This is a genomic window from Acinetobacter sp. 102 (assembly GCF_037028485.1).
Lineage (GTDB): Bacteria > Pseudomonadota > Gammaproteobacteria > Pseudomonadales > Moraxellaceae > Acinetobacter > Acinetobacter higginsii.
The window spans coordinates 1-13,047 of record NZ_JAZEZK010000031.1 but is presented as its reverse complement, the minus strand read 5'-3'; the positions used below and the strand labels follow the sequence as shown (position 1 = coordinate 13,047).

The window sequence follows — 13,047 nt, the reverse complement described above, 5'->3', positions numbered from 1 at the left end:
CTTATGTGCGGAATTGTTGGTTTATATCTTAAAAACCCTGCGCTTGAATCACAACTAGGCAAGTTATTTGAACCAATGTTAGAAGCTATGACGGGTCGTGGTCCAGATAGTGCAGGCTTCGCCATTTATGGTGATGAAGTACAAGATGGCTGGGTCAAATTGACCTTGCAGACTACGGATGAAAGCTTTAATTGGCAAGGCTTTGCAGAAAAATTACAAGCAAATCTCGGTACAGGTTTTGATTGGTTCCAAAATGCAACTGCGGCGGTGTTAAAGGTTGAAGCAGATGAAGCGACTGTTCGTGGTGCCATTACTGAACTTGCACCTGAACTGAAAATTATGAGCGTAGGTCAAAGCATTGAAATTTTAAAAGGCATGGGACTTCCTGTTGAAATTTCTGAACGCTTTGGCTTGGCGAATATGAAAGGCAGTCACATTATCGGGCACACGCGTATGGCGACTGAAAGTGCTGTGACCATGGAAGGCAGCCATCCATTCTCAACAGGTGCAGATCTTTGTCTTGTACATAACGGTTCATTATCAAACCATGCCCGTTTACGCCAAGAATTAAAACGTGAAGGCATTCACTTTGAAACAGATAACGATACCGAAGTTGCGGCGGGCTACCTGACTTGGCGTTTACAGCAAGGAGACAACCTTGAGCAAGCTTTAAATCATGCACTGGATGACTTGGATGGTTTCTTTACTTTTGCCATTGGCACACGTGATGGCTTCGCGGTAATTCGTGATCCGATTGCTTGTAAACCTGCAGTTTTGGCTGAAACGGATGATTACGTTGCCATGGCATCTGAATATCAAGCTTTAGCCTCTTTACCAAATATTGATAAAGCCAAAGTGTGGGAGCCAGAGCCAGCAACTTTATATGTTTGGGAACGTTCTTCAACCAATAGCAGCGCAGCAGCATAAGTTAACCGAAAAATTGGAGCAAAAATATGAATAGCACAGTACTAGCAGAAAAAATGACTTCCAGCATTTTTAAAGATACTTATGATTTGAGCGTGGATACGATTCGTGAGCTGAATCAGGCATTACATACTGCGGAAATTGTTGAAGAAGTTACAACTTGGACAGTCAAAAATCCAGCGGGTCAACATAACATTGCCGTGGGGATTAAAGCGCCAGTTCAAGTCACCATTGATGGACATGCGGGCTACTACTGTGCAGGCATGAACCAAGAAGCAGACATCGTGGTCAATGGAAATGTCGGTGTCGGTGTTGCAGAAAATATGATGTCAGGTTCGGTACATATTAAAGGCAATGCATCACAAGCGGCTGGCGCAACTGCACATGGTGGTTTGCTAGTGATTGAAGGTGATGCAGGTGCTCGCTGTGGTATCTCCATGAAAGGTGTAGATATTGTGGTTGGCGGTAGTATCGGTCACATGAGCTGTTTCATGGGTCAAGCAGGGCGCTTGGTGGTGTGCGGAGATGCAGGTGATGCACTGGGTGATTCACTTTACGAAACCCGTATTTATGTGAAAGGCACAGTCAAATCACTGGGTTCAGATTGCATCGAAAAAGAAATGCGTGCTGAACATATTGCTGAGTTAACAGAATTACTGGCGAAAGCAGGCTTTAATGAAGATGCAGCGGCATTTAAACGCTATGGCTCAGCACGCCAACTTTATAACTTCAAAGTAGACAATGCATCTGCTTACTAAGAATTAAACGTATTTGGAGATATTATCATGACACAAGCGACTACTACATTTGAGCCAGTATTACGTGAATCCGCTACGTTTGATCGTTTGACGATTCAAGAAATTCAACGTGCAGCTGCAACAGGGATCTATGATATTCGTGGTGGCGGTACTAAACGCCATTTACCACACTTTGATGATTTACTGCTTTTGGGTGCGAGTATGTCACGTTACCCATTAGAAGGTTATCGTGAAAAATGCGGTACCGATGTGGTGTTGGGCACACGTTTTGCGAAAAAGCCAATTCATTTGAAAATTCCAGTGACCATTGCGGGCATGAGCTTCGGTGCATTGTCTGCCAATGCTAAAGAATCACTCGGTCGTGGCGCCTCTATGGTGGGGACATCGACAACGACAGGTGATGGTGGTATGACACCAGAAGAGCGCGGTCACTCTGAAACATTAGTGTACCAATATCTTCCTTCACGTTACGGTATGAACCCTGACGATTTACGCAAAGCAGATGCGATTGAAATTGTATTGGGTCAAGGCGCAAAACCTGGTGGTGGTGGTATGCTTCTGGGTATGAAAGTCACTGAGCGTGTTGCGGGTATGCGTACGCTACCAGTGGGTGTCGATCAACGTAGTGCATGTCGTCATCCTGACTGGACTGGTCCAGATGACTTAGCCATTAAAATTGCCGAAATCCGTGAAATCACTGATTGGGAAAAACCGATTTATGTCAAAATCGGGGCGAGTCGTCCGTACTATGATGTCAAACTTGCAGTGAAAGCAGGGGCTGATGTGATTGTATTAGATGGTATGCAAGGTGGTACTGCTGCAACTCAAGAAGTATTTATTGAGCATGTCGGTATTCCAATTTTATCTGCTATTCCTCAAGCGATTCAGGCACTGCAAGAAATGGGCATGCATCGTAAAGTGCAGCTTATTGTGTCAGGCGGTATTCGTACTGGTGCTGATGTTGCAAAAGCAATGGCACTGGGTGCCGATGCAGTAGCGATTGGTACCGCGGCTCTGATTGCATTAGGCGATAACCATCCACGCTTGAACGATGAACTTAAAAAAATCGGTTCTGCATCAGGTTATTATGATGATTGGCAAAATGGTCGTGACCCAGCAGGGATTACCACACAAGATCCAGAGTTGTCTAAAAATCTAGATCCGATTGAAGGTGGACGTCACTTGGCTAACTATCTACGTGTGCTGGTACTGGAAGCGCAGACCATGGCGCGTGCTTGTGGCAAATCTCACTTGCATAACCTTGACCCTGAAGATTTAGTGGCATTAACTGTAGAAGCAGCAGCAATGGCTCGTGTTCCATTAGCGGGTACCAACTGGGTTCCTGGTCAGCTGCAGTATTAATAACATTGACGAAGTAAAAAGTAAGCCATGCGCTTACTTTTTATTACGTCACTGTTACAAATAGCTATAGATGATAAGGTAAATACCCATTTAGCTAAAAGTTCATTATATGAATCCTTTCTATGGTAGACCTTTTCAAGGTGAAATCATTCTCTGGGATATACGATGGTATTGGCATAATCCTAAAGAGTTAAGCTCATTGCATATTGATGAAACTTATCTAAAAGTGAATGGACAATGGTCTTATCTGTATTGTGCAGTCGATCAATATGGCTATACCATTGATTTTTATCTTTCATCTAGACGTAATACCAAATCAGCCTATTGTTTTCTTGGTAAAATTTTTAATAATGTGAAGAAATGGCAGATGCCACAAGTGATCAATACGGACAAATCCCCCATATATGGATGTGCTTTGTCACGGCTAAAACACGAAGGAAAATGTCCGCTAGACCTTGAGCACAGGCAGATTAAAAACAAAAATAACGTAAGCGAATGTGATCATAGCAAGTTAAAGCTTAAAGCGAATTATCAAGGCGACCTTAGGATTCAAATTGATGAAGACGGCTTATGCCACAATCAAAGGTATTGAAGTGATACGTGCATTACGGAAAGGGAAGGCATCATTATTTTATGCTGGTCAACCTCAAGGTGAAGTCTACCTAGTAAATAGAGTTTTCGGTCTTTAAGTACTTTTTTAAATGTAAAATCATCGACTTTAATCTACATTTGCAACAGTGCCCTATAACTTACGTCACTTAAATAGGATGCATAAGTTATGCAAGTTACGCTACTTAAATAAGTTAAGGTGCTAAAGCGATAAAAGCTACATGATGACCAGTACTGAGCACTGGTGATCTAAGTCAATGTTGCAATCCTCATCACCTTTGGAATAAATAGACAAATTCCTGACAAGGTGTGCTATAACTTACGTCACTTAAATAGGAAGCATAAGTTATGTAGGTTACGTCATTTTAATAAGTTGAGGCGCTCTAGCGATAAAAGCTACACGATGACCAGCACTGAGCACTGGTGATCTAAGTCAATGCTTCAATCCTCATCACCTTTGGAATAAATAGACAAATTCCTGACAAGGTGTGCTATAACTTACGTCACTTAAATAGGAAGCATAAGTTATGTAAGTTACGTCATTTTAATAAGTTGAGGCGCTCTAGCGATAAAACACGATGACCAGCACTGAGCACTGGTGATCTAAGTCAATGCTTCAATCCTCATCATCATTGGAATAAGTGGACAGATAACTGACATAGAAACTCGAAGAGTGAAGGAAATAATTTAGTGGACTGCGAGCAGTCCAATGAGTAATTAACAGAAAAATTAAACTTGGTACACAATTTGCTATAGAACGTAATTAGGTTTAAAGCGATTTCTATAGTGAAAACTCCTTTTCAGGCAAAGCGGGTAGGTTTTTTGCTTCTCGATGGATTTTCAATGATTGCATTTTCAAATGCCATTGAAGTTTTTCGCATGGCAAATTACGTTGAAAAAAAACATTTATATCAATGGAATGTAACGGGTCTAGAGGGGCATCATACTTGTGCCAGTAATGGTTTACAGATACAACATACCTGTCAAATGCTACATCTTCTTTCAATGGATATTGTATTTGTGTGTGGTGGTTTTCAGCTCTTTAAATTGAACACTCTGACGCATAAAACATTCTTAAAACGTTTGGATCAAGCCAATATTGCTCTAGGTGGAATTTGCACTGGGGCATATGTATTGGCGAGTGCTGGTTTACTTGATGGTTATCAGGCCAGTTTACATTGGGAGAATTCTTTGGCAGCACAAGAGGAGTTTCCTCAGGTCCATTTTAATTCGTATATTTTTAGTCTGGATCGGATGAGGTATACCTGCTCGGGTGGGCTTGCTTCGATTGATATGTGTTCACAGCTTGTAGAGCAGCATTACGGTGCCAGTTTGGCTAAAAGAATTTGTGAACAATTTATTGTGCATCATGTACGTGAAAATACTGATATTCAACATCAACCTATCCCAAATCAGAGAAATAGTATTCAGCCAGCAGTAAAAGAAGCTCTCCGTTTAATGGAAAATAACATTAATGAACCTTTAAATATCTTAGAAATTTGTCAGTTGATTCATAGTAGAACACGAACATTGGAAAGGTTGTTTCAAATGCATTTTAGTTGTTCACCCAAAGAATATTATTCAAAGATGCGCTTAACCCACGCGCAGAATTTATTAAAACAGTCTAGCATGAGCGTGTCGAATGTAGCATTGGCTTGTGGCTTTGCTAATGCATCAAGTTTTAATAAAGCTTACAAAAATCTTTTTGGTTATTCGCCAAAAAATGAACGTGGCATTTTGGAACTGGCCTCTTGATTTGTCGTATTCTGACAACTTTTTAGCGGTTTTTGAAAATAAACACTCTAAAAAAATACCTAAGCTTAATTCATACCAACACTTACCCCCTAAGGTATCCACTATGAATATCCAAGCGAAGGTTCACCAAGACTCGTTGCCTGCACTTTTAACAATTGAAAATGGTGAAAAGGTACAATCAACATTCTCAAAAGAAGAATATGAAAATCGTCATAGAAAATTACGTCAAATGATGGCGGATCAACAAGTTGATTCAGTTTTATTCAGCTCTATGCATAACATCAACTATTACGTTGATTTCCTGTATTGCTCATTTGGTCGCTTTTTTGGTGTAGTAGTTACAGATCAAAAGGTGGTGAGTATTTCTGCCAATATTGATGGTGGTCAACCTTGGCGTCGTACAGTAGGTGACTACAATGTGGTCTATACCGATTGGCAGCGTGATAACTATTTCCGTGCTGTTGCACAAGAAATTCCCAACAAAGGTCGTGTAGGGGTTGAGTTTGATCATCTGCCGATTGAGCGATTAAACAAGCTGAAAGCATTCTTGCCAAATGTTGAATTTGTCGATATTAGTGCTGCTTGTATGAAGCTGCGTATGGTGAAATCTCTAGAAGAAATTGCGCACATTAAACATGGTGCAGCAGTATGTGATATTGGCGGTTTTGCCTTAACAGCGGCTGTCGAAGAAGGAGTGCACGAGCACGAAGTCGCGTTGGCATCGACACAAGCGATGGTGCGTGAAATTGCTAAACGTTTCCCGCATTCAGAATTAATGGATACTTGGACTTGGTTCCAATCAGGCATTAACACTGATGGGGCACACAACCCTGTGACTACTCGTCAAGTGCAAAAAGGCGATATCTTAAGTTTGAACTGCTTTTCAATGATCGCGGGTTATTACACTGCACTTGAACGGACTCAGTTCTTTGGTCATTGTGATGATGCTTCGTTAAAAATTTGGCAAGCCAATGTCAAAGTGCATGAGGCAGGTTTGAAACTGATTCAACCTGGTGCGCGGTGCTGTGATATTGCTAATGAATTAAATGAAATTTACCGTGAAGAAGGTTTGCTTCAATACCGTACTTTTGGCTATGGGCATTCATTCGGCGTACTTTCCCACTACTATGGTCGTGAAGCAGGTTTAGAGCTTCGAGAAGATATCGATACCGTGATTGAATCTGGAATGGTGATTTCAATGGAGCCAATGCTTATGTTGCCACAAGGTATGGCAGGTGCGGGCGGTTATCGTGAACACGACATTTTGGTGGTGACTGAATTAGGCACTGAAAATATCACTAAATTCCCTTATGGCCCTGAGCACAACATTATCAAGGCATAAGTCACAAGGCATCCCAAATCGGGATGCCTTTTTTGGTGGAGAAAATAATATGAATGAAAAAGCTAAATCTGATCAAAACACTTTAAAACGTGTTGCCACTGCGAGTTTTATTGGTAACTTTGTCGAATGGTTTGATTATGCGGCTTATGGTTTTTTAGCCACTGTGATTGCTTTGGTTTTCTTTCCAAGCAGTGATCCTATAGTTGCATTAATGTCAACCTACGCCATCTTTGCATTGTCCTTTATTGTTCGGCCTTTTGGTGGAATTTTCTGGGGATATATTGGTGATAAATACGGGCGAAAACATGCACTGTCTTGGTCAATTATGATTATGACGTTGGCAACTATGTGTATTGCGCTCTTACCGAATTATGCTTCTATTGGAATATTTGCACCGCTTTTATTGCTTTTCTTTCGGATGATTCAAGGTTTTTCTGCTTCAGGTGAATATGCTGGTGCATCAAATTTTTTAGCTGAATACGCACCTAAAAATAAAAAGGGCTTATATACCAGCTTAGTGCCGGCCAGTACAGCGGCAGGTTTATTGTTAGGTTCATTGATGTCAGCTGCGATGTTTGCATGGATGTCAGAATCATTTTTATATGAATACGGCTGGAGAATACCATTCTTATTGGCTGCACCACTGGGTTTAATTGGTCGTTTCATTCGTCTCAAACTTGAAGATACCCCCGAATTTGTGGCACATCAAAAAACAAGTCAGAAAGAAACTTTCCCGATTAAAGCATTATTTACAGAATACCGTCAGCCATTATTTAAAGCGTTTGCAATAGCATCGTTAAATGCTACTGCCTTCTACTTAATTTTTAGCTACATGCCAAATTATTTGTCAACTGAGTTGGGGGTAAATAAAACCGAATCTTTTATTTCTGGGGCTATTTCTTTAGCATTTTACATCGGCATTGTATTTATGATGGGTAAATATTCTGACCGTATTGGCCGTAATAAAATGTTAGCTATGGCATGTATAGGCTTTATAATTTTAACTTTCCCATTGTTCTATTTCTTATCTGGTACATCATTTATTGGCATGATCATCATTCAATTGGTTTTCTGTAGCCTACTTGCGATGAATGATGGCAGTTTGCCTGCATACCTCACTGAACTTTTCCCTGTGCATGTGCGTTATACCGGTTTTGCATTTAGTTTTAATACAGCGAATGCATTGCTGGGCGGTACGATTCCACTATTTGCAACATGGTTGATTCACAGTACAGGTAGTACTTTAGCACCAGCCTTTATTTTAATTGTGATTGCCTTATTTAGCATGAGCGTATTGGTTCAGAGCAATAAAGCGAAACTTGTCACGGTCTAATCCTCTTGGATGAGACCTTTGTAAACTCGTTGTAGGGAACAAAAGTATGAATACACAATCACAATGGTTTGGTGCTTTATTGGTAATTATGGGGGCAATAGGTTGGGGGACTTTAGGCATTGCCAGTACCCAATTGGCAAATGCAGGCGTGAGTAATAGTTCAGTAACAGGATTACGGATTGTCGGTACATTTATTTGTTTATTGGCTTTTTTACCTTTTCTTTATAAGGTTCTACGAACACTGCAATTTAAAGATATTCCTAAATTGGTCATTCAATCATTACTAGGTATGCTTGGAATGACTTTCTGTTATTTTAATGCTGTACAACATGTTGGACCAGCTATAGCAGTAGCATTGCTTTATACCGCTCCTATTTGGAGTGTGGTACTTTCTTTTATTTTTTTGAAAGAGCAAATAAAGTTAAAGTCAATTATGCTTACTTTTGTGGCTGTGAGTGGTGTTGCATGTATGATGCTTGGTGATAATCAACTCAATATGACGGGGGTGCTATTTGGTTTAGCCTCGGGCATTTGTTATGCTGCTTATGGGGTGATTGGTAAAGATATTATTGATCACTATAGCCCGACTTTTTTACTGTTCAGTTCAATGATGGTCAGTGCGCTTGCGATTTTTCCCTTTATTCACTTCCAAGAAATTGAAAGTCTGGTCTCGAATTTAGACTTCAATATTGTGATTGCCTGTATCTTATTAGTTGTGTTTGGCACGTTATTACCTTTTGCTTTATATACCTATGGACTGAAGTATTTAAAAGCATCGCAAGCTTCTATTTATACTATTTTTGAACCATTGACAGCAGTCATTCTTGCCAGCCTGTTCGCCAATGTACAGCTTTCCAATGCGCAGATATTTGGGATAATGTTGATTATTAGCGTGTCATTGCTCAATGTGATTCTGGGTAAAACCAATCTTAATCATGAAAAAATATACTCAACCAATTGATTTTAAAATCAATATCTTCTAGATAGTTTTGGTTATGTTAAGCAAATATTTAAAAGCAGACATTTTCACTAACTATTGTAATTCAAATTACAATCTGGTTAGTAGACTGGTCAATTTCTGTAAATTTATCTAGGACAGTAATTCTCACATTCATCTCATTAACCTGACTTGAAAAAATCTTTTTTGACTATTTATCGTTTACTAATTTGACGCATTACTTCTTGGTTTTAGCCTAACTACTGTGATAATAGCCGGACCAGTTTTCTATTATCCTACCTAAATGTTTAACTGTTCAAAGCAGCACGTTTCTATTTAGCGAGTGAGTAAACGTATCATCATAAGGCTCCTTGTTTTTTTAGGAAGAATATTATGGCTGCTCTGAATAAGTATTTTTGTTTAAGTTTTAGTTAAAAAACCAACATTTTGTTGAATCCGTGATTGAATCATCTCTAGGGTAGATGCTCGAATTTGATTGGGATAAAGGCACTGCGCAATCTGGCTAAACTGCAGAGCAATTTCTCGCATGGCCAAGATGATCTCATCGACTTCTAGAGCGGTCAGATTGGCTTCTGAAGTCCCGAGTTTATGTATGTCATTTCGGGAAATATTGAGCGCTTCGCCCATAATGTCCATTTGATGATAACCACCTGGACCCTCACAGAAGGTCACGTCATAGGCTGGAGCCAATTTCCATTGACCATTTTGTGTCATGAGAAAAGAAAAGTTCTTGGTATGGTCATCCCGATTATTGAAAAGTACATTAAACACAGCACGTTTAAAAGCATGCATCCTTTCTCGCACATCTTGCGTACACATTAAGGTTGCCCGAAGAAAATTGCGATAGTCTAGGCTACCTGGAACTTTATAGTCTGCTCCAGTATATGCAGCCAAACTCTGCATTGGAATCCGCATACCATTTTGACGGTCGAATCGTTTAGAAGCAAAAGCCGTTAAACCATTGGGCAAATTAAAAAAATGGGTGTCTGGAGTCTCGATTTCGCAAAGACGTAAACATTCAGCATAGACGGCTTCAATGGCGCAGACTTCAGGATGCTCTTGCTGAGCTGGGAATTTTATTAGCCAGGCTTCGTGTTGATCAGTAACTTGCGTTGAAAACTCTAGGCTAACAGGATCTCGGTAAACCAATGCTTTGGGTCTGGCACCTTGAGGGGAGCCACCCATGACCAATAAATGCTGTAGAAATTCACCACCTTCACCTTTAAGTACTTCTTGAACTTCCTGCGCCAGTTGTTGTAAGGGGATATTTTCTGTGGTTTGCATGTCAGCAACACAAGGTTCAAAGGAGAGGGCGCCCATTGCGTGACTACTAATATAGGTCAGCCGTTCCAAAGGTCCAATTCGTGCTGGGTTCAAGCCAGTTTTTTTGAAATATCGATCCATCAACAACATGCCCCAACCATCTGGCAAGGCATCATAGACTGGACCAGGCAATCCCATTTGATGAGTAGGAAAACCCTGTCTGAATGGTAGACCTTTTAAAGGGAGTAAGTAAGTAGAGAGCTCTACACCTTGCTGTATTGCTTCTGGACTATATTCAAAAGCAATGATGGGTCTACCAGTTGTGGCAGTTGAACTAATCAGTGTTCCCCATAACCAAGATTCCCCCCAACCGTTGTAATAAACATTAAGTCTATTGAGCATTAACCCTTCCTCTTAATACGGTGGCGCTTACTTTGACTCTCATAGCGTAGAATGTCATTTACACTGTTGAGTTGTGGTTGGAACAGCTCCTGAAGTTCGTTTAATCGGCCTAAGACCATTGCGATACGGACTAAATTTTCAACAGATACATTTCGCCCCGCTTCAAGGTTCGAAACAGTATTTACACCGACGCCTGCACGTGCTGCAACCTCAGCTTGAGACATCTCCAGAAAGAGTCGTTGCTTACGTAAACGCTCACCTAAAAGAGTCACAACTTCTTCGGGTTTAGTAAAATATAAATCCATTAAATTGGGGCTAAAGATTAATTAATTTAATTAAAACACAAAATAATGGAATTATTCTACAGATATCGTGTAGTTAAGGTTAGCTTTGTTGCGCAGTACATCGAAAATTAAGTATGGTCCTTGGATATAGGTTGCAGAAAATCATCAGGATGTACTTGGACTGATTTTTGATACGGAGATCTCAGTATTTTCATTTTTCCTTTTAGGTCACATTACTTAGAAGGGTTCTTCGAAAAGTAGTTCATATTTTAAAAATCCTATAAATATTGAGGATATTTTCTTAATGCTTTCAATATAGCATGCGGCGATATGTAACTCGGACGGGTTTGATCTGCCTTTCAGTATAAATTTTTTGGGTGTGAGAGAGGTAGAGAATTGTGTTGGTTGGTTTATTTGGGAAATTAATCAGTGGATTGAAGCAAAGATGGTGGTTCGTTAAGGATTGTGGGTTCCGACTACCTAAATTTTAGGTATTTTGAATAAAGCATATTTCAAAAATCTGAATTAATGGATTTAAATTACCATAAAAACCTTCAATATTGGCTTGAATCCATTGTTGTTGAGAGTCAATGCGAGACCAATCAATACCATAACCACAATGAGCAATCAGATGCTCAAAGTAAATCCGTTGTGTACGTCCATTACCTTCACGGAATGGGTGTATGACATTAAGCTCACAATACAAGTCGGCAAGTTGAGGAATTAGTTGTTGTGGTGCTAAGCCTTGAAAGTACTTTTTTTCTTGAAGTGGTTTAAGTAATTTATTGGTTTCAATTTCAATACGGGAAAAATTACAAAAACGGGTGTCACCTTTGGAAATATCGATTTGTCTTAACTTTCCTGCCCAGTCGTATAAGTCGCCAAAAAGCTGCGCATGAATTGATTTTAAGTATTGTAAGTCGTAAGGTGGTTCAGCATATTCAATTAAGTTACTTGCCAATCCAGACAGTTCTAGTTCAGCTTGTTCTAAAATTTGTTCATCACGAATATTGAGTTTGTTCTTTAGGATATTTGTGTCAGGGTAACAATACAGGCTGTCACCCATTTCCCCATATTTATCCATACATGCACCTGACTAAGATTCGGGTTGCGAATACTTCTTATATTTTTTCAAGATTTCAGCTTTACTTTGTTGAGTTGTTTGAGCTGTCGTTGTAATGCCTTCAAGCTTTAGGCTGGCTTGATAGTTTTGCGCACGTGTCGCTTGAATATATTTTTTTTTCTGTTCAGTGGTTCTGAGCATTTCGAAACTCCATTGATGCTACACGTGAAGTAAGTATAGCAGAGAATCTTTTTGATCAATGCTGCATACACAGCATTTCAAAATGTAATACAACGGTATTGTTTCATGTAATAACAGAAAACTAAAAAAAAGTGGAAGAATTTTTAAAATTTAGATCACATTTAATAACACTAAATCTAAAAAAATTGATCGGATAAGTCCTTTGAATGTCATGTATACCTAAATTTGACAGTTTGAAGGGATCGGTATGTACATTTTTAACAAGGTTAAAGATCGACCATAAACGTGATAAACGGCAGAGGATTATTGAAAAATGAATAGATTTAAAAGCACTGTTACAAATAGAGATTTGAGACGATGATTTTCCCTTTAAAAGGTACTTAAAGCCCGAAAACTCTATTCACTAGATACACCTCACCCTGAGGCTGACCATAATAAAATGATGAAGCTTGTCCTTTACGTAGTGCACGCATGACTTCAATGCCTTTAATTATGGCATAAGCTGTCTTCATCGATTTGAATCCTAAGGTCACCCTGATGATCCGCTTGAGCTAGCCATGATCACATTCGATTACATTATTTTTGTATTTTATCTGCTTATGCTCAAGATCAGGTGGACATTTTCCTTCCCATTTTAACTGTGATAAAGCATGCCCATATTAGTCATTTTGGACTTCAAGGTGTCTATAAAATTAGAGCTGGAAAGGGGGAATCTCTAATTAGATGACGAACTTTACTCAAAAAAAAAAGAAATTTAATCTGAAAAAAATGTCATTCGCTGACATTAAAAGAA

At 39.6% G+C, this 13,047-nt stretch carries 11 protein-coding genes and 2 pseudogenes; 8 read left to right on the top strand and 5 right to left on the bottom strand.

Going from position 1 to position 13,047, the window contains the following annotated elements:
• Positions 1-3 precede the first annotated feature (3 nt).
• From WA352_RS20680 to WA352_RS20645, 8 genes and pseudogenes are all read left to right on the top strand, one after another.
• On the top strand, positions 4-927 hold the full coding sequence (locus WA352_RS20680; RefSeq protein ID WP_336143792.1) for a class II glutamine amidotransferase: 924 nt from the start codon (positions 4-6) through the stop codon (positions 925-927).
• A gap of 26 nt (positions 928-953) precedes the next feature.
• Positions 954-1,682: a protein glxC gene (locus tag WA352_RS20675; RefSeq protein ID WP_243793658.1), complete on the top strand. Its 729-nt coding sequence runs from the start codon at positions 954-956 to the stop codon at positions 1,680-1,682.
• Between the two features lie 27 nt (positions 1,683-1,709).
• Positions 1,710-3,044 (top strand): FMN-binding glutamate synthase family protein, encoded by a 1,335-nt coding sequence (locus WA352_RS20670; RefSeq protein WP_243793657.1) that lies wholly within the window; start codon positions 1,710-1,712, stop codon positions 3,042-3,044.
• A 109-nt stretch (positions 3,045-3,153) separates the two neighbouring features.
• A pseudogene (locus WA352_RS20665) lies at positions 3,154-3,733 on the top strand (IS6 family transposase).
• Positions 3,734-4,439: 706 nt separating this feature from the next.
• Entirely contained in the window at positions 4,440-5,408 is a 969-nt protein-coding gene (locus tag WA352_RS20660; protein WP_243793656.1) for a GlxA family transcriptional regulator, read from the top strand.
• A 103-nt stretch (positions 5,409-5,511) separates the two neighbouring features.
• A complete protein-coding gene (locus WA352_RS20655) occupies positions 5,512-6,750 on the top strand; it encodes a M24 family metallopeptidase (protein ID WP_336143790.1) in 1,239 nt (412 codons plus the stop codon).
• Positions 6,751-6,799: 49 nt separating this feature from the next.
• Entirely contained in the window at positions 6,800-8,083 is a 1,284-nt protein-coding gene (locus WA352_RS20650; protein ID WP_100243235.1) for an MFS transporter, read from the top strand.
• A gap of 46 nt (positions 8,084-8,129) precedes the next feature.
• Positions 8,130-9,044, top strand: a complete 915-nt coding sequence (locus tag WA352_RS20645) for a DMT family transporter (RefSeq protein ID WP_100243234.1) — start codon at positions 8,130-8,132, stop codon at positions 9,042-9,044.
• A 396-nt stretch (positions 9,045-9,440) separates the two neighbouring features.
• Here WA352_RS20645 and WA352_RS20640 read toward each other — a convergent pair whose 3' ends face one another.
• The 5 genes and pseudogenes from WA352_RS20640 to WA352_RS20620 form a co-directional block, all read right to left on the bottom strand.
• Complete coding sequence (locus WA352_RS20640) at positions 9,441-10,706, bottom strand: type II toxin-antitoxin system HipA family toxin (protein ID WP_243793654.1); 1,266 nt, start codon at positions 10,704-10,706, stop codon at positions 9,441-9,443.
• The gene (locus tag WA352_RS20635; protein WP_243793653.1) at positions 10,706-11,011 is read right to left on the bottom strand and encodes a helix-turn-helix domain-containing protein; all 306 of its coding nucleotides are present in this window, start codon (positions 11,009-11,011) and stop codon (positions 10,706-10,708) included. Before WA352_RS20635 ends, WA352_RS20640 begins: the two co-directional genes overlap by 1 nt.
• A 466-nt stretch (positions 11,012-11,477) precedes the next feature.
• Positions 11,478-12,074, bottom strand: coding sequence for a putative adenosine monophosphate-protein transferase Fic (locus tag WA352_RS20630; RefSeq protein ID WP_243793652.1), 597 nt, complete (start codon positions 12,072-12,074; stop codon positions 11,478-11,480).
• 12 nt (positions 12,075-12,086) lie between these two features.
• Positions 12,087-12,254 (bottom strand): YhfG family protein, encoded by a 168-nt coding sequence (locus tag WA352_RS20625; RefSeq protein ID WP_336143786.1) that lies wholly within the window; start codon positions 12,252-12,254, stop codon positions 12,087-12,089.
• A gap of 380 nt (positions 12,255-12,634) precedes the next feature.
• Positions 12,635-12,913: pseudogene (locus tag WA352_RS20620) on the bottom strand (DDE-type integrase/transposase/recombinase); the annotation flags it as partial.
• Positions 12,914-13,047: the final 134 nt, after the last annotated feature.